The organism is Amycolatopsis saalfeldensis (assembly GCF_900110575.1).
Classification (GTDB): Bacteria; Actinomycetota; Actinomycetes; order Mycobacteriales; family Pseudonocardiaceae; genus Amycolatopsis; species Amycolatopsis saalfeldensis.
Map to the genome: position 1 here is coordinate 134,943 of NZ_FOEF01000018.1, position 19,718 is coordinate 154,660.

The 19,718-nt window shown below is 72.0% G+C and carries 17 protein-coding genes; 8 read left to right on the top strand and 9 right to left on the bottom strand.

What is annotated here, in order from left to right; genetic code table 11:
* Positions 1 to 49 precede the first annotated feature (49 nt).
* Positions 50 to 691 (bottom strand): HAD family hydrolase, encoded by a 642-nt coding sequence (locus BMY97_RS32930; RefSeq protein ID WP_091624643.1) that lies wholly within the window; start codon positions 689 to 691, stop codon positions 50 to 52.
* A 66-nt stretch (positions 692 to 757) separates the two neighbouring features.
* Between BMY97_RS32930 and BMY97_RS32935 the strand changes: the two genes are divergently transcribed.
* The 6 genes from BMY97_RS32935 (at position 758) to BMY97_RS32960 (ending at position 8,610) form a co-directional block, all read left to right on the top strand.
* Positions 758 to 1,225 carry a MarR family winged helix-turn-helix transcriptional regulator gene (locus tag BMY97_RS32935; RefSeq protein WP_091624646.1) on the top strand — a complete coding sequence of 156 codons (468 nt, stop codon included), beginning with the start codon at positions 758 to 760 and terminating at the stop codon, positions 1,223 to 1,225.
* Positions 1,215 to 2,435, top strand: coding sequence for an MFS transporter (locus BMY97_RS32940; protein WP_091624648.1), 1,221 nt, complete (start codon positions 1,215 to 1,217; stop codon positions 2,433 to 2,435). Before BMY97_RS32935 ends, BMY97_RS32940 begins: the two co-directional genes overlap by 11 nt.
* 155 nt (positions 2,436 to 2,590) lie before the next feature.
* On the top strand, positions 2,591 to 4,672 hold the full coding sequence (locus BMY97_RS32945; RefSeq protein ID WP_177231652.1) for a PhoX family protein: 2,082 nt from the start codon (positions 2,591 to 2,593) through the stop codon (positions 4,670 to 4,672).
* Between the two features lie 65 nt (positions 4,673 to 4,737).
* On the top strand, positions 4,738 to 6,168 hold the full coding sequence (locus BMY97_RS32950; protein ID WP_091624651.1) for a DUF7850 domain-containing protein: 1,431 nt from the start codon (positions 4,738 to 4,740) through the stop codon (positions 6,166 to 6,168).
* Between the two features lie 67 nt (positions 6,169 to 6,235).
* Entirely contained in the window at positions 6,236 to 7,909 is a 1,674-nt protein-coding gene (locus BMY97_RS32955) for an arabinofuranosyltransferase AftB family protein (protein WP_091624653.1), read from the top strand.
* A gap of 17 nt (positions 7,910 to 7,926) precedes the next feature.
* A complete protein-coding gene (locus tag BMY97_RS32960; protein ID WP_091624655.1) occupies positions 7,927 to 8,610 on the top strand; it encodes an SDR family oxidoreductase in 684 nt (227 codons plus the stop codon).
* A 1-nt stretch (position 8,611) separates the two neighbouring features.
* Here BMY97_RS32960 and BMY97_RS32965 read toward each other — a convergent pair whose 3' ends face one another.
* The 3 genes from BMY97_RS32965 to BMY97_RS32975 all read right to left on the bottom strand — a co-directional run bounded on the left by BMY97_RS32965 (position 8,612) and on the right by BMY97_RS32975 (position 12,452).
* Entirely contained in the window at positions 8,612 to 9,919 is a 1,308-nt protein-coding gene (locus tag BMY97_RS32965) for an amidohydrolase family protein (protein WP_091624658.1), read from the bottom strand.
* Between the two features lie 89 nt (positions 9,920 to 10,008).
* Positions 10,009 to 10,659 (bottom strand): response regulator, encoded by a 651-nt coding sequence (locus BMY97_RS32970; protein ID WP_091624661.1) that lies wholly within the window; start codon positions 10,657 to 10,659, stop codon positions 10,009 to 10,011.
* The gene (locus BMY97_RS32975; protein WP_425425358.1) at positions 10,656 to 12,452 is read right to left on the bottom strand and encodes a sensor histidine kinase; all 1,797 of its coding nucleotides are present in this window, start codon (positions 12,450 to 12,452) and stop codon (positions 10,656 to 10,658) included. The genes BMY97_RS32970 and BMY97_RS32975 overlap by 4 nt, the downstream gene beginning before the upstream one ends.
* Before the next feature lie 187 nt (positions 12,453 to 12,639).
* Between BMY97_RS32975 and BMY97_RS32980 the strand changes: the two genes are divergently transcribed.
* Positions 12,640 to 13,335 (top strand): ABC transporter ATP-binding protein, encoded by a 696-nt coding sequence (locus tag BMY97_RS32980; RefSeq protein WP_091624664.1) that lies wholly within the window; start codon positions 12,640 to 12,642, stop codon positions 13,333 to 13,335.
* Entirely contained in the window at positions 13,332 to 15,575 is a 2,244-nt protein-coding gene (locus BMY97_RS32985; RefSeq protein WP_091624666.1) for an ABC transporter permease, read from the top strand. The genes BMY97_RS32980 and BMY97_RS32985 overlap by 4 nt, the downstream gene beginning before the upstream one ends.
* Before the next feature lie 111 nt (positions 15,576 to 15,686).
* Here BMY97_RS32985 and trmB read toward each other — a convergent pair whose 3' ends face one another.
* The 5 genes from trmB to BMY97_RS33010 form a co-directional block, all read right to left on the bottom strand.
* On the bottom strand, positions 15,687 to 16,394 hold the full coding sequence (gene trmB / locus BMY97_RS32990) for a tRNA (guanosine(46)-N7)-methyltransferase TrmB (protein WP_091624669.1): 708 nt from the start codon (positions 16,392 to 16,394) through the stop codon (positions 15,687 to 15,689).
* 20 nt (positions 16,395 to 16,414) lie between these two features.
* A complete protein-coding gene (locus BMY97_RS32995) occupies positions 16,415 to 16,909 on the bottom strand; it encodes a hypothetical protein (protein WP_245787621.1) in 495 nt (164 codons plus the stop codon).
* 244 nt (positions 16,910 to 17,153) lie between these two features.
* Entirely contained in the window at positions 17,154 to 17,897 is a 744-nt protein-coding gene (locus BMY97_RS33000; protein ID WP_091624672.1) for a hypothetical protein, read from the bottom strand.
* On the bottom strand, positions 17,894 to 18,802 hold the full coding sequence (locus BMY97_RS33005) for an ABC transporter ATP-binding protein (protein WP_091624676.1): 909 nt from the start codon (positions 18,800 to 18,802) through the stop codon (positions 17,894 to 17,896). Before BMY97_RS33005 ends, BMY97_RS33000 begins: the two co-directional genes overlap by 4 nt.
* A 163-nt stretch (positions 18,803 to 18,965) precedes the next feature.
* Positions 18,966 to 19,718, bottom strand: a complete 753-nt coding sequence (locus BMY97_RS33010) for an ABC transporter permease (RefSeq protein ID WP_091624679.1) — start codon at positions 19,716 to 19,718, stop codon at positions 18,966 to 18,968.

Here is a 19,718-nt window from a genome sequence, read left to right on the forward strand (position 1 = left end):
CCCCGGCGAAGGCCCTCTCCCCGTTGTGGGAGGGGGCCTTTCGCTGTTTCTACAGTCCCAGCGCGGCCGGCAGGTCGCGGATGTCGGTGACCACGGCGGTCGCTTTCGCGAGCACCGCCGGGTCCGGCGGGAAGTGCGGGTTCGGCACCGCGTACACGGCCATGCCCGCGGCGAGGGCGGAACGCAGGCCGTTGGTCGTGTCCTCCACGGCGGCGCAGGTTTCCGGGTCGACGCCCAGCAGCGACGCGGCGCGCAGGTAGACGTCCGGCGCGGGCTTGCCGGCGCCGACCTCCTCGCTCGACACCGCGACCGGGACCAGCTCCGTGAGGTCGCAAGCGGTCACGAAGGCCCGGATCAGCACGGGCGGCGACGAGCTGGCGATCGCGACCGGGCGGCTCGCGGCGACCGCGCGGACCGCTTCCGCCGCGCCGTCGATGACCGGCGGGCCCGAGGCGTACCGCTCGGCCATCTCCTCGACCACCACTCGCGCGATCTCGTCGGCGGTCAGCCGCGCGCCGAGAGTGTCCACCAGGTACGAAGCCCATTCCGGCGTGCTCATGCCCTGTTGCGCCCGCGTCGCCTCGGGCAGCCAGGTGCCGCCGTGCTCGGCGACGACGGCGCGGCGCACCTCGTCCCAGGTCCGCTCGGAGTCCACCAGCACGCCGTCGAGGTCGAAGATCACCGCGTCCATGGGCGGCAGCCTATCCTGTGAGGGGAATTACTTCGCGTAGCTAACTAAATTTGTTAGCCTGGCTAAGTGACTTCCCCGATCGTCGACCTCGCGCGCCGGCTCCGCCCGGTCGTCTTCCGGCTGTACTACCTGGTCCGCCGGGAGACGACGCAGGTGCTGACCCTGACCCAGGGCTCGGTGCTGGCCGAACTGGTCGGCGGCGGGCCCAGCCGGATGAGCCGCCTGGCGCGCCTGGAGGGCGTGCGGATGCCGTCGATGACCGACGTCGTCGGCCGGCTCGAGCGGCTCGGCATGGTGAGCCGCCGTCCGGACCCGGACGACGGGCGGGCCGTGCTCGTGGAAGCCACCGACGAAGGCCGGCGGTTCTACGCCGAGCTGGTCGCCGCTCGTGAGGAGCAGTTGCGGGAACGCCTGCTGGACCTGGACGACGCGGACCGCGCCGCGATCGACGCCGCCCTCCCGGCCCTCTCGAAGCTGATCCGCGACTTTCACCGTGAAGACCCGAAGGAGGAACTGATCCGCGATGAGCGCTGAGCACCACTCGAGCCTGCTGGACGCGGTCAAAGGCCAGCCCAAGCAGGTGTGGATCACCGCGTTCGCCGCGGTCATCGCGTTCATGGGCATCGGCCTGGTCGACCCGATCCTGCTGTCCATCGCCAAGGGGCTGGACGCGACGCCGTCCCAGGTCACGCTGCTGTTCACGTCGTATCTGGGCGTGCAGGTGATCGCCATGCTGTTCACCGGCTCGATGTCCGCGCGCTTCGGCGCCAAGCGGACCGTGCTGGTCGGGCTGACGCTGATCGTCGCCGCGACCGCTTTGTGCGCGGCCGCCGGCTCGATCGAGCAGCTGGTCGGGCTGCGCGCGGTTTGGGGCCTGGGCAACGCTTTCTTCATCGCCACCGCGCTTTCGGTGATCGTCGGCGCGGCGACGGGCGGCCAAGGCGGCGCGATCCTGCTGTACGAGGCGGCGCTCGGCGTCGGCCTCTCCGTCGGCCCGCTGCTGGGCGCGCTGCTCGGCACGATCTCGTGGCGCGGCCCGTTCGTCGGCACCGCGGTGCTGATGGCCGGCGCGCTGGTGCTGTGCTCGATCTTCCTGAAGAGCGATTCGCACGAGAAGCGGCCGCCGATCAAGCTGCTCGACCCGATCCGCGCGCTGAAGCACCCCGGCCTGCTCCGGACGTCGCTGGCTTCGGCGCTGTACACCGCCGCGTTCTTCACGGTGCTGGCCTGGTCGCCGTTCGTGCTGGGCTGGAGCGCGATCGCCGTCGGGCTGATCTTCTGCGGCTGGGGCCTGTGCGTCGCGGTCGCCGGCGTCGCGCTGGCGCCGAAGCTCGCCGCCCGGTTCGGCGAACGGCACGCGGCCGCGCTGGCCGTGGTCGGCTACACCGTGCTGATGCTGGTGCTGGCCATCCCGGACAAGACGGTGGCCGTGGTCGGCATCATCCTGTCCGGACTGGTCTCCGGGCTGCTGAACACGCTGTTCACCGGCACCGCGATGTCCATCAGCGACGCGCCGCGCCCGGTCGCCAGCGCGGGGTACAACTTCTGCCGCTGGTTCGGCGGCGCGGTCGCGGCCACGCTCGTCGGGCACATCGCCGACTGGCTCGGCTGGGAGCAGGGCCCGTTTGTCGTCGCGGCCGTGCTCTGTGTGATCGCCGCGGTGCTGCTCTCGATGCGGGAGAAGAAGGCCGACCCGCACGTGGTGCCGAAGGAGGCCGCGCTCGTCGGCGACGAGGAATTCTGACGCTCGGCGATCGCCCCCGGACTGTCCGTCCGGGGGCGTTCTTCGAGTTCGTCTCAATTGCGGTTAATACACCCGCTGTTCACCTTCTGGTCCGGTTTGGTCGGGTTTCGGCGTTTACGGTCGCTTCGTTCCCACCACACTGACCTGGAGGCCCTGTGTCCCTGGAGCCCGGGCGGCTGCTGCCCCTCTTCGCCGCGCACGACGGCGGCCGTTCCCCCATCACCTGCGAGTACCGCTGCGGCAACGCCTGCGCGCACGAAGCGCCGAACCCCACGGGCAACGAGTACTTCGGCGACGTCGCGAAGAACGTGGTCTCGCGCCGCGGCGTGTTCAAGGCGGGCGCGGTGATGGCGGCCGCGGCCGGCGGGTTCGCCGCGCTGTCCGGGACGGCCGCCGCCGCGCCCTCGGCCCCGCTTTCGCCCGCCCGCAGCGGACGCCCGGTGCCCGGCACCGACTTCGCCCCCGTGCCGCCGAACAAGCTGGACCGGGTGAGCGTGCCCGAGGGTTACGACCAGCACGTGGTGATCCGCTGGGGCGACGCCGTCGTGCCGGGCGCGCCGAAGTTCGACTTCCGCAAGCAGACCGCGGCCGCGCAGGCGAAGCAGTTCGGCTACAACAACGACTTCGTCGGGCTGATCCCGCAGGACCCGCTGGGGCTGGCGAACCTGCTGGTGGTCAACCACGAGTACACCACCGAGGTGCACCTGTTCCCGGCCGACCAGTACGACCCGGCGAACCCGACCGAGGAGCAGGTGAAGATCGCCTGGGCGGCGCATGGGCTTTCGGTGGTCCAGACGCTGCGCGACCCGATCGGCGGCGCGCTGCGCACCACGCCCAGCCCGCTGAACCGGCGCATCACGCTCGACACCGTTTTCGAGGTCCGCGGCCCGGCGGCCGGGTCGAAGTACCTGAAGACGTCGGCGGACCCTTCAGGGCGGAAGGTGCGCGGCACGCAGAACAACTGCTCCGGCGGCGTGACTCCTTGGGGCACCGTGCTTTCCGGCGAGGAGAACTTCCACCAGTACTTCGCGAACGCGGACAAGGTGACCGACCCGGAGCAGGCCCCGCGGCTCAAGCGCTACCTGATCGGCGCCGGCGAGAGCACCCGCAAGTGGGAGCGGTTCGACCGGCGCTGGGACGTCCCGCGTGAGCCGAACGAGCCCAACCGCTTCGGCTGGGTCGTCGAAATCGACCCGCACGACCCGCATTCGACGCCGGTCAAGCACACCGCGCTCGGCCGGTTCAAGCACGAGGCCGCGACCGTCAAGATCACCGCCGACGGCCGGGTCGCCGTTTACTCCGGCGACGACGAGCGGTTCGAGTACATCTACAAGTTCGTCTCGAAGGGCAAGTACAAGAAGGGTTCCAGCGCGCTCGCCCGCCGGCACAACTCGGCGCTGCTGGACGACGGCACGCTGTACGTCGCCAAGTTCACCGGCGACAGCCCGGGCCAGATCGACGGCAGCGGCAAGCTCCCCGATGACGACGAGTTCGACGGCGTCGGGGAGTGGATCCCGCTCGCCGCGGGTGGCAAGTCCTTTGTGGACGGCTTCACCGCCGAGGAGGTGTACGTCTTCACGCGCCAGGCCGCGGACAAGGCGGGCGCGACGAAGATGGACCGGCCAGAGGACATCGAGCCCAACCCCGTCAACGGCCGGATCTACGCCGCGCTGACCAACAACACCGACCGCGGCGCCGCGGGCAAGGCGGCCGCCGACGAGCCGAATCCTCGTAACAGCAACAAGAACGGCCACGTGCTGGAGTGGGAGGAGGCGCGCGGCGACGCGGCGTCCACCCGGTTCTCCTGGCGGCTGCTGCTGGTCTGCGGCGACCCGGCGACGGCCGACACCTATTTCGGCGGCTTCCCGAAGGACCAGGTCAGCCCGATCTCCTGCCCGGACAACGTCGCGTTCGACCGGCACGGCAACCTGTGGATCTCCACCGACGGCAACACCCTCGGCGCGAACGACGGCCTGTTCTCCGTGCCCGTCTCGGGTCCGGAACGGGGCCACGTCAAGCAGTTCCTGTCCGTGCCGGTCGGCGCGGAGACCTGTGGCCCGGTGGTGACCGACCACCTGGTGCTGGTCGCCGTGCAGCACCCGGGCGAGAACGCGGCCAGCTCGGCGAACCCGAGCTCGCACTGGCCCGACGGCGGGGCCGCGCAGCCGCGGCCCGCGATCGTCTCGGTGTGGAAGAAGGGGCACTTCGGCCTGGTCGGGCGGATCGGCGTCCGCTGACTCTTTGGAGTGAAGCCCGGCGCCGCGGCTCGGCCGGGGTCGGCGCCGGGTAATAGCTTCGCGGCATGAGGCGGGCACGGAAAATCGCGATCGGACGGTCGGCGGGCGCTTCGGCGGGCACGGTGGTGCTGGCCGGGGCGCTCGTCGTGTTCCTGCCCGGCTCGGCGCCGGCCGCCGACGCCCCGGCCTGCGGCGGGATCGCGCCGAACCCCAGCGTGGAGCAGGTTTCCGCGCCCGGCGGCCCGCCGCAGGGCTACCTGTTCACGCCCGCCGCGCCGGTGCCGCGCAGCACTCCGCCGGACAAGCTGCCGAAGCTCGTCACGGACAGCTCGCTCGCGGTCGACGGGCAGCTGAAGGCGAAGATCCAGACGCCGGACGGACGCGTCAGCTCCGCCAGCCAGACGGTGCCGTACGCGCCCGGCGGGCTGTACTCGCTGTCCGCCTGGACCGGCACCGTCGCCACCGCGCTGGCCGAGCGCGGCAACGCGCAGTCGACCGGACTGCGCTTCAGCGACTCGGCCGGGCGCACTCTGCTGGAGCAGGCGCAGGACGTCACGCACGACGTCGCGTCCGACAGCAAGCTGGCGCGCCAGGACTTCCCGGCCACGGCGGCGCCGGATGGCACCTCGTCGGTCACCTTCTTCGCCACGACGAACCGCAACTGGGTGATGTGGGACTGCGTGAACGTGCAGCTCGCCGCCTACTCGGTGAAGGAAGAGGTGCAGAACCCGGTGAACGGCGAGTGGGGCCCGTCCGCGAGCCTGCCCGCCGGGTCCACCGCGCACTACCGCGTCACGGTGGCGAACAGCGGCAGCGTGCCGCTCACCGGCCTGCTGGTGAAGGACCCCTGGTGCACCGGGCTGCCCGCGGCGTTCGACCTCGACGCGGGTGCGTCCAAGGCGCTGACCTGCGATCACCCGAACCTCGCGGAGAACGACAACGGCCACGTCAGCACCGCCACGGTCTCCGGGGTGACGTCGGCGAGCGGCAAGCTGGGCGACCAGAAGGCCACGGCCACCATCACCGTCACCCCGTTGCCGCTGATCGACAAGATCGGCGACCGCGTCTGGCGCGATCTGAACCGCAACGGCCTGCAGGACGACGGCGAGCCGGGCGTCGGCGGCATCCCGGTCACGCTCAAGGACGGCGCCGGCGGCACGGTGGCCACCGCCAAGAGCGCCGACGACGGCAGTTACCTGTTCGACAAGCTCAAGGACGGCACCTACCAGGTCTGCTTCGACGTCAGCGCGCTGCCGGACGGCCTCACCGTGACCACTCGCGGCGCGGGCGACCCGGCGAAGGACTCCGACGCCGACCCGGCCACGGGCTGCACCACGGCGTTCACCCTGGGCGGCGAGCACCGCGAGAACCCGGACGTCGACCTGGGGCTGGCCCCGCCGGAGCCCCCGGCGCCGGCGCCCCCGTCTTCGTCCACGGCCGTGCCGCCGCCCCCGCCTTCGCCGACGGCCGTGCCCTCGCCGAAGCCGTCGCCCTAGACTGAGCCCGGACACCCCCGCCCACCAGCGGCGGGGCCACGGGTGAAGAAGGGGGCCGGCGGAACCGATGACCGCGGCAGCAACGGCCGTCGCGGAGTCACCAGTTGCCTGGCACCGCCGCCCGTCGAACTGGGTCTGGGCCGGGGTCGCGGCCACCCTCGCGCTGTACGCCGCGCTGGCCTGGCGCCGCCGTTGGATGAGCGACGACGGGCTGCTGGTGCTGCGGACCGTCCGGCAGATCCTGGCGGGCCACGGGCCGGTGTTCAACGTCGGCGAGCGGGTCGAGGCCAGTACCAGTCCACTGTGGACCTGGCTGCTCGCCGGGGCGGGCGGGATCACCGGCGCCACGCTCGAGTGGCTGGCCGTCGTCCTCGGTTTGCTCTGCGCGGTCGGCGGACTGTTCTTCGGGCTGGACGGCGCGCGCCGGCTGTACGGCGGCGCGACCGTGGTGCCGGCCGGCGGGCTCGTGGTCTGCGCGCTGCCGCCGTTCCGGGATTTCGCCACCTCGGGCCTGGAAACCGGGCCGGAGCTGCTGTGGATCGGGCTGGCCTGGTGGCTGCTGGTGCGGGGGAAGGCGCCCATCGCGACCGCGGTGGTGCTCGGGCTCGGCCCGCTGGTGCGGCCGGACCTGGCGTTGTTCAGCATCGTCGCGTTCGCCGCGCTGGTGCTGCTGCGGCGGCCGAGTGTGCGCCGCGGCGCGGCCTGGCTCGGTGCCGGGCTGGTGCTGCCGCTCGGGTACCAGGTCTTCCGGATGGGCTACTACGGCCTGCTCGTCCCGAACACCGCGCTCGCCAAGGAAGCCGGCGACGCCAACTGGGCCCGCGGGTTCGCCTACCTGCTGGACCTGGTCGAGCCGTACTACCTCTGGCTGCCGATCCTGCTGCTGGCGGTGGTGGTCGCGCTGACGCGCCGGTCGCGGATCCTCACGCTCGCGCCCGTGGTCGCGGCGGTGCTGCTGACCGTTTACGTCGTGCGTGTCGGCGGGGACTTCATGCACGGCCGCATGCTGCTGCCTGCCCTCTTCGCCTTGCTGCTGCCGGTCATGGCGGTCCCCCTGACTCGGCGGACGGTGGCGCTGCTGACCGCGGTCGGCGTCTGGTCCGTGGTCGCGGCGGGCTGGCTGCGGGTGCCTTACGCGAACGAGCACCTTTCCACCGGCGTCACCGACGAGCGGGCGTACTGGTCCTGGGACACCGGCGACGCGCACCCGGTGCTCGCGTCGGACTTCCTCGGCCAGCCGATGGCGCTCGCGGCCGTGGACGCCGTCAACAGCGCGCGCACGCCGGCCGTGCTCGTGTACAGCTACGGCGAAAAGCGTTGGTACACCTTCCCGACCGACCGCCCGTACGTGACCATGGCGACCGACAGCATGGGCGCGACCAGCAACCTGGTGTCCCTCGACGTGCGGGTCCACGACGGTTACGGCCTCGCCAGCGATCTCGCCGCGCACACCGTTTCCATCCCCGGTGGCCGGCCGGGGCACTCGAAATGGCTGATCGCGGCGTGGGAGATCGCCGACGCGGGCCGCGGCGACGTCGCGACCGACGGGCAGCCGCACGTCTTCGCCCCGTCCGACATCGATGCCGCGCGGCAGGCACTGCGCTGCCCGGGCGTCCAGGACGTGCTCGCCTCGACCCGCGCCCCGCTGACGTTCAGCCGGTTCATCGACAATTTCACCGGCGCGACCGGGCGCACGCAGATCCGCTACGACCGTGACCCCCACGCGGCGGCCGCCTGCTGACCCATACGGTGGTGGGTATGACCGATCTTCCGCTCGCCTTGGTCACGGGTGCTTCCCGTGGCATCGGCGCCGCCGTCGCCCACCAGCTCGCGCCCACCCACCGGCTGCTGCTCGGCGGCCGTGACGAGGCGGCGCTCGCGAAGGTGGCCGAGGAGCTGCCGGGTGCGCGACCGTGGCCCGTCGACCTCACCGATCCCGCCGCGCTGGCCGAGGCCACCAGCCGGATCGTCGAGCTGGACGTGCTCGTCCACTCCGCCGGCGCCGCGCGGCTGGGTTCGGTCGCGGACTCGCCTGCCGACGTCTGGCGCACGAACCTCGAGGTCAACGTCGTCGCGGTGGCCGAGCTGACCCGGCTGCTGCTGCCGGCGCTGCGGGCCGCCCGCGGGCACGTCGTGGTGGTCAACTCCGGCGCCGGCCGGAGTGCCCGCGCGGGCTGGGGCCCTTACTCCGCAAGCAAATTCGCCGCACGCGCGTTCGCCGACGCCCTACGCGAGGAGGAGGGTCCGAGCGGTCTGCGGGTCACCTCGATCTACCCGGGGCGCACCGACACGGAGATGCAGCAGCGCGTCGTCGCGCACCTGGGCGGCGAGTACGACCCGGCGCGGTACCTCCGCCCGGACTCCGTCGCCACCGCCGTGCTGACGGCCGTTTCGGCCAGCCCGGACGCGCACCTGACCGAGCTGGTCCTGCGCCCCCGCTGAGTCAGGCGCGCAGCCGCGCGGCGGTCTCCGCGACGTCGGCCTGGATCTTGGCGCGGTCCACCCGCGTCGGCTCGGCGTCGGCGACCACCTGCTCGCCCGCGACCCAGACGTCGCGGACCCGCCGTGAGCCCGCGGCCCAGACCAGGTTGGACAGCAGTTGCTCGTCGGGCACGTCGAGCCCGGCGGCGAAGGCCGGGTCGTCGAGGTCGACGTGCACCAGGTCGGCCCAGCGGCCCGGCTCCAGCACACCGATGTCGTTGCGGCCCAACGCTTCCGCGCCGCCGCGGGTGGCCATCAGGAACGCGTCGGCCGCGGTCAGCACGGTGGAGTCGCCGGTGGCCAGGCGCGCGAGCATCGGCGTGAGCTGCAGCTCCTCCCACAGGTCGATGTCGTCGTTGGAGGCCGGACCGTCCGTGCCGAGGCCGACGGCGACCCCCGCCTCGCGCAGCTCCTTGATCCGCGCGATGCCGGACGCCAGCTTCGCGTTCGAGCCGGGGCAGTGCGCCATGCCGGTGCCGCGGGCGGCGAACAGCGCGATGTCCTCGTCGGAGAGGTGGATGGCGTGCGCGGCGAGCGTCCGCCCGTTCAGCATGCCCAGCGAGTCGAGCAGCTTCGGTACGGAGCCGTGTTCCTTGCGCTGCGCCAAATCCTCCGCCGCGGCCTCGGCCACGTGGATCTGCACGAGCGCGCCGCGCGCGGCAGCCGATTCCGCGGTGGCGCGCAGCCCTTCGGGGTTCAGCATGTACGCCGAGTGCGGGCCGTAGCCGAGCTCGATCCGCTCGCCCGGGCCGAACCGCAGGCCGTCGGCGTCGATCCAGCGGTCGATCGCCGCCAGCGACGTCCGCCAGTCCATGCCCGGCAGCTCCATCACCGGCGGCGCGACGAGCACCCGCCCGCCGGTGGTGAGCACGGCGTCGACCAGCTGCTCGCCCTCGAAGTACATCTCCGCGCTGGTGGTGACGCCGTGGCGCAGCATCTCCACCGAGCCGAGCAGCATGCCGGTGCGCACGTTCTCCGGGCGCAGCTTGGCCTCGGCCGGCCAGATGATCTCGTTCAGCCAGCGCAGCAGCGGCAGGTCGCCGCCCATCCCGCGCAGCAGCGTCATCGGGCTGTGCGCGTGGGTGTTCACCAAGCCCGGCAACAGGATCCCGCCCAGCCGGGTCACGTCGCCGGCGAACTCCGGCGCCGCGGACTCCGGCCCCACGTGCGTGATCCGGCCGGTGTCGTCGACGTCCACGACGGCGTCGCGCAGCAGGGAGCAGGCGGGGTCGGAGGGCAGGACGACGGGGGCGAGGAAACGACTGGACATGCGGAGATAGTACGGACGTCCCACTCACCCTCGGCAACAAGGCCGTGAGTGTTCAGGCCCGCTTTACTCCGCGTAAACACTCACGGCGATCAGTCGACCACTCCGCTGCGCCAGGCCCAGGCCGCGATCTCCACCCGGTTGCGCGCGCCGACCTTGCCCTGCACCGAGGCCAGGTGGGTCTTCACCGTCGAGAGCGAGAGGTACAGCTCGGCGCCGATCTCGGTGTTGGTCAGGCCCCGCGCCGCGGCCTTGACCACGTCCAGCTCCCGGGTGGTCAGCGGCTCCGAAGGCGGCGCGATGTCACGTCGCTTGGTCCCGCCGTCGAAGTGCTTCAGCAGCCGGACGGTGATCTGCGGCGACACCAGTGCGTCGCCGCGCTCGGCCGCGCGGATCGCCTCGATCAACAGGGCCGGGCCCGCGTCCTTGAGCAGGAAGCCGCTCGCGCCGTTGCGCAGCGCGGTGTGCACGTACTCGTCGAGGTCGAACGTCGTGACGACCACGACCTTCAGCGGGTCGGTGACGTCCGGGCCGGCGAGCTGGCGCGTCACCTCCAGCCCGTCGAGGCCGGGCATGCGGATGTCGAGCAGGCAGACGTCCGGTCGCAGCTCGCGGGCCCGGGACACCGCCGACACCCCGTCGGCGACGTCCGCCACCACCTCGATGTCCTCCTGGGCGTCCAGGATCATGCGGAAGCCCATCCGCACCATCTCCTGGTCGTCCGCGATCAGTACCCGGATCACTCGTCCTCATCCCCGTTCGCTTCGAGTGGCAGCCACGCTTCGACGCGCCAGCCGCCGTCCGGCCCGCGTCCCGTGGTGAGCCGCCCGTGCAGCAGGGCGACGCGCTCGCGCATGCCGACCAGACCGTAGCCGCCCGATCCGCCGGCCGGTCGGTCCACCTGCTCCCGGCCGTCGTCCAGCACCCGGATGTGCAGTTCCTTGCCGACGACCTCGGCCAGTACCAAGGCTTCGGTGACGCCGGCGGCGTGTTTGCCCACGTTCGTCAGCGATTCCTGGATCAGCCGCAGCGCCGAGCGGCCGACCTCGTGCGGCAGGTCCGGCGGCAGGTCGAGGCGCAGGGACGTCGGCACGCCGTGGCTCCCGCTCTCGACCAGGCGCTGCAGGTCGGCGGCCAGGTCGGTGGTGGCCTGCTCGCTGAACTCGGTCGAGCCGGACGGCGTGTCCCCGCGCATGCTGCGGACCAGCCGCCGCATCGCGGCGAGCGCCTCGACGCCGGCGTCCTCGATCCGGCCCATCGCGTCGACCGCGAGCTGCGGGCTCTTCTCGCCGACCATCCGCGCGGCCTGCGCCTGCACCACGATGCCGGTCACGTGGTGGGCGACCACGTCGTGCAGCTCGCGCGCCAGCGCCATCCGCTCGGCCGTCTGCGCGTCGGTGACCGCGGACTTCATCACCTGCTTGCGCTCGGAGTCCCGCGAGCGCAGGAACAGTCCGATCGCGATCGCGATGCCCAGCAGCAGCGCCGCGGCGATGGCGAACGAGGCCAGCGCCTGCGGGTCCGTCATCAGCCGGTACCGGGTGGTGCGGACGGAGTTCACCACCGTCGCGACGGCGACCACCGCGGACAGCGTCGCGATCCGCGGCCAGGCCCGCGCCAGCGGGACCGCGCGGACCAGGTTGATCACCACGCCGATGCCGGCCACGACCTGGGCCGGCGCCACCCCGCCCAGCAGCTCGTAATCCGAGCCCAGCCGCAGGAACGGCGTGACCAGGGTGGACAGCATCAGCACCCCGGCCAGGCCGAGGATCGCGTCGGCCGGACGGCGCGGCGACAGCACGGCGATCACCGCGGCCGCGATCGAGCAGAGCAGGACGGGGAAGCCCCGGACCGCGGTGCTGTAGGTGAAGGCGAACTCGACCAGCAGGGCGAACGACAGCAGGCCGATCAGCGGCCACTGGCCCCGGACCAGCTCGTTGAGCCGGCGGATCCGGCGCAGCCGTTGCTCGCGGGGGCCGGTGCGGGTGCGCCCGGCCGTGCCGATGACCACGGCCCCGGTGAGCAGCAGGCAGCCGAACAGCAGTCCTTGCACGGTCGTGGAGCTGGACATCTCGCCGTACGGGTAACGGCCGAAGACGGCGGTCAGCGCGCCCACCACGAGGGCGGCGATCACGGCGAACGCGACGCCGGGGCGGGCGCGGCGGGCGGCGTAGTAGACCATCTCCACCCCGGCCACCACCTCGGTGACGGCCAGGTTCGGCAGCACGCTCGAGTACGCCGGCGTGTGCAGGTAGTGGATGAAGAACGTGAAGAAGATCAGCACGGCCGCGCCGACCGCCGCCGCGACGGCCGCGCGCCGCCGGGACCACAGCGCGCAGGCCACCATCGCGAAGATGCCCGGCAGCAGCTCGAAGTCCACGAACCGCGGGCCGGAGTGGTCGAGCGCCGCGTTCGTCAGGAACAGCAGGTCGAAAACCAGTGCGCAGAGCAGCACGACCGTCGGCATGCCAAGCCGGCGCACCAGGTCGGAGGCGCGCGCGTAGAAGGCCTGACTGCGGGACGGAGCTTCGGGCACAGCAAAACGTTAGAGGATCCGGGGGCGCCCGCACCTTGGCCAGGTGGTTCGAGCCGCATCGGCCGATCGGCCGATGCCGGTGGCCGCCGGACTGGCCGTCTGCCCGAAGTGGACACCCGGGCCGATCCGTGAAGCTCATCCGCAACGAAGTCGCGTCAGCTACTCAGCTACGAGGAGAGACTCCCGGATGAGCAATCCACAGTGGACCAACGGGCCGGTGCTTTCGGGCCGTGGTCTGGTGAAGCGGTACGGCGGGCAGTACGCACTGGCCGGGGTCGACATCGACATCCAGCCCGGCGACGCGGTCGCCATCGTGGGCCCGTCCGGCTCCGGCAAGACGTCGCTGCTGCACGTGCTGGCCGGCATCCTGCGCGCCGACGGCGGTGAGATCCACCTGGCCGGCCAGCGCGTCGACCAGCTCGGTGAGAAGAAGCGCAGCGAGCTGCGGCGCACCGAGTTCGGCTTCGTGTTCCAGTCCGGCATGCTCGTCTCGGAGCTGACGGCGGAGGAGAACGTCGCGCTGCCGTCGCTGCTCGCGGGCAAGAGCCGCCGCGAGTCGGTGCAGGCCGGCCGCGAGTGGCTGGCCCACCTCGGCCTGGCCGGCAAGGAGGCCCGCCGCCCCGGCGAGCTGTCCGGCGGCGAGGCCCAGCGCGTCGCGATCGCCAGGGCGCTCACGCACCGGCCGAAGGTGATCTTCGCCGACGAGCCGACCGGCGCCCTCGACACCCGCACCGGCCGCGAGACCATGGACGCGCTGCTCGGCGCCGCCCGCGAGTCCGGCGCGGCCGTGCTGGTCGTGACGCACGACCGTGAGCTGGCCGAGTCGATGCCCAAGACCGTGGCCATCCGTGACGGCCTGATCGCGACGAGGCTCGCGGCATGAATTCGCTCCAGCTCGCCCTGCGCGTGCTCCGCGTCGACCGGCGGACCCGCACCTCGGCGATCCTCACCGCGGTCGGCGTCGCGGTCGCGACCGGGCTCGTGCTCCTGCTCGCCTCGCTGCCGTTCGCCACGCAGGCGCGTGAGCAGCGCGCCGAGTGGCAGACCGGCTACCACTACAACACCGGCGGCCGGCCGGTCATGATGGTCGGCGATTCGAAGGACTACTTCAACGGCCAGGAGATCGACCGCGTCGACGTGGCGGTCACCGGGAACACGGCGGGCCTGAAGCTGCCGGCGGGGATCCCGAAGCTGCCGGCTCCGGGCGAGGCGATCGTGTCGCCCGCGTTGGGCCGGATCCTGAACACCACGCCGGCCGACCAGCTCGGCGACCGGTTCGGCCAGCCCGTCGCCGCGCTCGGCGAACAGGCCCTGCGGTACCCGGAGCAGCTCGTCGCGTATGTCGGGCACACCCCGGACGAGCTGACCGGGGAGCACCCGAGGCCGGCCAGTGGCTTCCCCACCAAGGAGGCGAAGCCCGACGGCCTGCTGACGCTGCTGTCCTGGGTCGGCATCATCGTGCTGCTCGTGCCGAGCCTGGTGCTCGTCGCCTCCTCGGCGCGGCTCACCGCGGCCCGGCGCGAACGGCGGCTCGCCGCGATCCGCCTCGCCGGTGCGACGCCGGGGCAGGTGACGTCGATGGTCGCGAGCGAGACCGTGCTCTCGGCCGGCATCGGCGCCCTGCTCGGGCTGGGGATCAGCCCGGCGTTGCACGGGTTGGCGACCTTCGTCCCGTGGGCCGGCGGCACCTGGCTGGCCTCGGACTTCAGCCTGCCGGTCGGGCTGCTGGTGCTGATCGTCGTCGCGATCCCCGCGCTGGTGGTGCTGGCCGGGGTGCTGGGCCTGCGCCGCGTGCTGCGCAACCCGCTGTTCGCCACCGGCGGCCACAGCGTCAAGCCGCTGCGCTGGTGGCGGCTGCTCGCCCTGCCCATCGCGGGCGCGTTCTTCCTGTACGCGGTGGTGACCGCGGGCCACAACAGCAGCGGTCCCAGCATGGTGCTGTTCGGCCTGTTCCTGCTGGTGGCCTCCGCGATGGTGGTCGGCCCGTGGGTGACGTCGGCGGTCGGCGGCACGTTCGTCCGGATGTGGCGCCGCCCCTCGTCTCTGCTGGCCGGACGACGGCTGCGCAACGACCCGAAGGGCGCCTACCGCGCTTCGGCCGGGATCGTGCTCGCCGTGTTCACCGGCTCGATGGCGCTCACGCTGCTGCCCTCGTTCGACTCCCTCGCCGGCGGCGGGCGGCCGTACGTCGACTCCGTGCTGTACGCCGACGTCACCTCGACTCAGGCGAAAACGGTGGTGGACAAGGCAAACGCCGCGCTGGCCCGGTACGGCCAGCAGGAGCGCGCGCTCGCCGTCGACAGCGTGTACCTCACGCAGGGCTCCGGCCGGTACCAGAATTTCGAACGGGCACTGGTCATGTCGTGCGCGGACGCCGCGCGGCTCACCCGGCTCGGGATCACCGCGGCCGACTGCGCCGAGGGCACCGGCCTGTACGCGCCGTACCAGATGAACACGGCCGGCTACTCGGTGGTCGGCGAACCGTACGGGTCCGACCCCGGCAAGCCGCTCGGCAACGTGCCGATGAAGGCGTACAGCGAAAACAGCAAGTCCGACGGCTCGTACGTGCTCGACCCGGCTTCGGTGCCGGCCGGGGTGACGCCCAGCTACACCTCGGTGATCGCGCCGACCACGGACGCGAACCGCGAGATCGTGCGCACCGCGCTGACGGCCGCCGCGGTCGGGGTGGACATCGGCAGCCTGGACCAGCACCTGTCCGGTCAGCAGACCCAGCTGGACGACCTGCGCCGGGTGACCGTGATCGGCCTGATCGCCGCGGGCGTGCTCGCGGGCTGCAGCGCCGCGGTCGCCACGGCGGGCTCGGTGATGGACCGGCGCCGGACGTTCGGCGCGCTAATCGCGGCGGGCACGCCGGTGCGGGTGCTCTCGCGGGCCTTGCGGATGGAGGCCGCGCTGCCCGCGCTGGTCGCCACGATCGGCGCCGGGGTGGTCGGCGTCCTCGTCGGGGTGGGGCTGTTCAGCACGGTCAACTCGGGCAGCGTGGTGCTCAGCCCGTGGATCCTCGCTCCGGTGGTGCTCGGGATCGGGGTGGCCCTGCTCGGCGCGTCGGTCTGCACGCCCGCGCTCAAGCGGGTGCAGGCGGAGCCGCTGGCCGACGAGTAGGAGACGTCGTCCGTCCGGCTCGGGGGCCAGGCGGGCGCGGGGGTAAGAGGGAGAGGCTGTCGCCGGGCCGGGAACCCGGCGACAGCCCTTCTTTCGTTTCGGAAGAACGCCTCAGCGCTTCTCGAAGATCAGGTCGTGTGACTCGCGGCCCTCGACGTCGGCGCGCTGCTCGAACTTGGTCACCGGCCGCCACTGCGGCCGCGGGGCCCAGCCGCCCGGCTCGTCGGCGTGCCGGTTGCGCAGCGCGGGCTCGGCGGAGCACACCTCGAGCATCTGCTCGGCGTAGTTCTCCCAGTCCGTCGCCAGGTGGAAGGTGCCGCCGGGCCTGAGCCGCGACGCGACGAGCGCGACGAACGAGGGCTGCGCGATCCGTCGCTTGTGGTGCTTCTTCTTCGGCCAGGGATCGGGGAAGAACAGCCGGACGCCCTCGAGCGTGCCCGGCTCGACGTGCTCGGTCAGCAGGATCACCGCGTCGCCGTGCAGCAGGCGCAGGTTCTCCAGCCCGAGCTTCTCCGCGCGCAGCATCAGCTGGCCGAGCCCCGGCTCGTACACCTCGGCGGCCACGTAGTTCAGCTCCGGCGCGGCGGCGGCCAGCTGTGACGTGGTTTCGCCCATGCCCGAGCCGATCTCCAGCAGCACCGGCGCTTCCCGGCCGAACCACGCGCCGAAGTCCACCGGCCCCGGCGCCAGGTCGGTGACCGTCCGGCCCAGCCGGGGCCAGAGCTCGTCCCAGGCGCGCTGCTGGCCGACGGTCATCCGGCCGCCGCGTTTCACGTAACTGACCACGCTGCGCAATCGTGGCTGGTCTTGGTTCTCCACCGGACCAAGATACGGGCGGGCTAGCGGACCGCTTCGAACTCCCCGAGCCGGGAGCGCAGACCGGCCAGCCCGGCCACCGGGATCGGCTCCGGCGTGGTGCCGGAATGCGCGGGCAGCACGTCGATCCAGCCGCCGTGGCGGTCGGTGTTCACCACGGTCGTCGGGATGGAGTGGCCCGACTTGCCGCGTTCGGACGGCATGAACTCCCAGTACCCGGACTCACCGTCGGCGGCCCACGGGACGAACTCCCAGCCCGGCCGCCGGGTCAGCAGCTGGGCGATGCGGTCCTCGATGCGGAAGCCCAGCTCCCGCGATTCGAGCCGGCCGCTCGCCACGGCGCGTAGCCACCACGGGGCGGGCAGCGGGCCTTCGAGACCACTCGCTCTGCGGTACAGCGCCAGTACGACGTCTTCGGCCGCACGGTGTACCCACGCCTGGCGAAGATCGCCGGGCCGATCGGCCGGCAGGGCGAATCGCGGCAGCTCGATCGCCTGCGACCATTCCAGGTCCAGCATCGGCTCGAGCCGGGGTTGGGGGGCCGCTTCATCGCGGGCCGACGGGATGGGACTCTTCAATCCCTGACCAGCGTCCACCGTCAAGGTTCACCTCCGGGGAGCTGAGACGGATGCGCGCTCTACTTCGAATATCCTGGGGACTTTGACATTATGTCTGCTTCCTGTGAGAGAAGCCACAGGCTCTTAACGTGGTCTTAATCCGTTTGCCCGCTGTACAAGCAGATTGCACGTGCAGGCCGCATGTTCAGGCGTCGCGGCGATCCGTGGTGATCACTCCGGCCGCGAAGAAAACCACGCAGATCGCGGCGAAATACGCGAGATAACCCCAAGGTCCGAGAGGCGGGGACAGATTGAGTGCGGATCTCGTGAAATCCCCACCGGCGAACTGCGAAGCCGCGTAGAACGGCAGCCACTGGTAGATGTCGTCGCCGACCTTCGGGATCAGCAGCACCAGCCCCTCCACGAGCTGGGTCCACACCAGCACGAGCGTCAGCGCGAGCGCCGTACTGCGCAACAGCAGCCCGACGCCGACGCCGAGCAGGCCGGTGAGCGCGAAGGTCACCGTCTGGCCGAGCACCAGCCGCCAGTCCTCCGCGCTGTGCAGCCCGAGGTTGGCGTCCGGGCGCGCCAGCGAGGCCAGGCCCCATGAGCCGACGCCGGCGAGCAGCCCGAGCAGCGCGCACAGCAGGAAGACCACCGTGCCCTTGGCGAGCAGCGCCGGCACGCGCTTCGGCACGGCCTGGAAGGTCAGCCGCAGCGTGCCCCAGCTGGCGTCCGACGTCGCGGCGAGCACCGCCAGCACCAGCGCGACCGTGCGCCCGACGCCGGTGGCGAGCTGGGTGTTGCCGACGTTCGCGCTGATCTCCGCGCCGGTCAGCAGGAAGAACAGCAGGGTGAAGCCCAGCGGCGCGGCCACCGCGAGCAGGCTGCACCACCACGGCGCGCGGGTGCTGAACAGCTTGATGCGCTCGGCGCGCAGGACGTTCATCGCGATCCCCCGGTGGTGAACTCGGTCGCGTCGCCGGTCAGCTCCAGGTACGCCTGCTCCAGCGATCCGGTCAGCGGGCTCAGCTCGTGCAGGGTGGCGCCGGCCGTGAAGGCCAGCTCGCCGAGCGCGTCACTGTCCAAGGTGGACACAACGAAGGCGTTGGCCTCTTCGGTGAACTCCGCGCCGCGCTCACGCAACGCGGTCCGCATGGCGTCGGCGTGCGGGGTGCGCACGCGCACGCCGCGGGACCCGGCGCGCTCCACGAAGTCCTTCATCGTGCCCTGGTAGATCAGCCGGCCGCGGCCGATCACCACGAGGTCCTGCGCCGTCTGCTCCATCTCCGGCAGGAGGTGGCTGGACACGAACACGGTGCGGCCCTCGGCGGCGAGTGCGTGCATCAGCTGCCGGATCCAGTGGACGCCCTCCGGGTCGAGGCCGTTCACCGGCTCGTCGAACAGCAGCACCTTCGGGTCGCCGAGCAGCGTGGTCGCGATGCCGAGCCGCTGGAGCATGCCGAGGGAGAACTCGCCCGCGCGCTTCTTCGACACCGAGTCGAGCCCGACCAGTCCCAGCACCTCGTCCGCGCGGCGCTCCGGCAGGCCGTTGGTGGCCGCGAGCCAGCGCAGGTGCGAGCGCGCGCTCCGGCCGGGGTGGCGCCAGGTGGCGTCGAGCAGCGCGCCGACCGTCCGGAGTGGATCACGCAGCTCCCGGTACGGGCGGCCGTCGATGTGCGCGGTGCCCGCCGTCGGGGTGTCGAGGCCGAGCAGCAGCCGCATCGTCGTGGACTTGCCGGCGCCGTTCGGGCCGAGGAACCCGGTCACCCGGCCGGCCTCGGCGGTGAACGTCAGATCGTGCACCGCCATGGTGTCGCCGTAGGACTTCGTGAGCCCTCTCGTTTCGAGCACGCGCGCTCCCCTCCCGCTTCGCGCGAACTCTACCGGCATGAAGGAAATCCGGGTCGCCCCCCGAATTTGGCGACCCGGATTTTCCTTTATCCCCTTTTTTCCCCTGTTCGCACCGGTACCCGGCCCCCGCCTGGCGCGGGTGCGAACCTCCCTGTGATGGGTCCTAGGCGTCGCGCTTCTTCGCGACTCCGATGGCGATGGCCATCAGCGCCACCGCGAAGGCGGCGAAGTAGGCGAGTGACCAGCCCTGCGAGAGCACCACGTCCGAGGCGCTCTGGCCCGTCTGTCCCCCCGGCGCCCCGCCGTGGAGGAACTTGTCGGCGACGTTGAACGGCAGCCACTTGTGGATCTTCGGGCCGACGGTCGGGATCAGCTGGACCAGGTTCTCCACCGCCAGCACGTAGATCAGCAGCAGGGCGATGGCGCCGGCGCTGTGCCGGATCAGGATGCCGATGGCCACCGCGATCACCGCGGCCAGCGCGAACAGCACGCCGACCCCGGCCACGTCGATCCACTTGCCCGAGCTGTCGAGCACGAGCGCCGACGAGGGGCGGATGGCGTAGCCGAGTGCCCAGGCGCCGAACGCGCCGACCTCGCCGATCACCAGTCCGAGCAGCCCGACGACGACGGCCTTGGCGGCGAGCACCGAACCGCGGTGCGGGACGGCCTGGAAGGTGGTGCGGATGGTGCCGAAGCGGTACTCCGTGGTCACCGACAGCGCGGCCAGCACCATGATCACGGCGACGCCGAACTGGTAGCCGGCCTGGGTGGTGGATACCTCGATCGTCTCCCCCGCCGGCGAGGCGCTCGCGATGAGCGCGGCGAAGCCTGCGGTGAGGATGATGGCGATGATGGCGCACCACCACGGCGAGCGGGTGGTGAAGAGCTTGATGCGTTCAACCGCGAGCAGAGTCAT

Coding starts and splice junctions, on each gene's coding strand:
- BMY97_RS32940 (WP_091624648.1), top strand. CDS start 1,215: ATGAGCGCTGAGCACCACTCGAGCCTGCTGGACGCGGTCAAAGGCCAG.
- BMY97_RS32960 (WP_091624655.1), top strand. CDS start 7,927: ATGACCGATCTTCCGCTCGCCTTGGTCACGGGTGCTTCCCGTGGCATC.
- BMY97_RS32985 (WP_091624666.1), top strand. CDS start 13,332: ATGAATTCGCTCCAGCTCGCCCTGCGCGTGCTCCGCGTCGACCGGCGG.
- BMY97_RS32930 (WP_091624643.1), bottom strand. CDS start 691: ATGGACGCGGTGATCTTCGACCTCGACGGCGTGCTGGTGGACTCCGAG.
- BMY97_RS33000 (WP_091624672.1), bottom strand. CDS start 17,897: ATGAACGTCCTGCGCGCCGAGCGCATCAAGCTGTTCAGCACCCGCGCG.
- BMY97_RS32995 (WP_245787621.1), bottom strand. CDS start 16,909: ATGCTGGACCTGGAATGGTCGCAGGCGATCGAGCTGCCGCGATTCGCC.
- BMY97_RS32950 (WP_091624651.1), top strand. CDS start 4,738: ATGAGGCGGGCACGGAAAATCGCGATCGGACGGTCGGCGGGCGCTTCG.
- BMY97_RS32965 (WP_091624658.1), bottom strand. CDS start 9,919: ATGTCCAGTCGTTTCCTCGCCCCCGTCGTCCTGCCCTCCGACCCCGCC.
- BMY97_RS32980 (WP_091624664.1), top strand. CDS start 12,640: ATGAGCAATCCACAGTGGACCAACGGGCCGGTGCTTTCGGGCCGTGGT.
- BMY97_RS32955 (WP_091624653.1), top strand. CDS start 6,236: ATGACCGCGGCAGCAACGGCCGTCGCGGAGTCACCAGTTGCCTGGCAC.
- BMY97_RS33010 (WP_091624679.1), bottom strand. CDS start 19,718: ATGACTCTGCTCGCGGTTGAACGCATCAAGCTCTTCACCACCCGCTCG.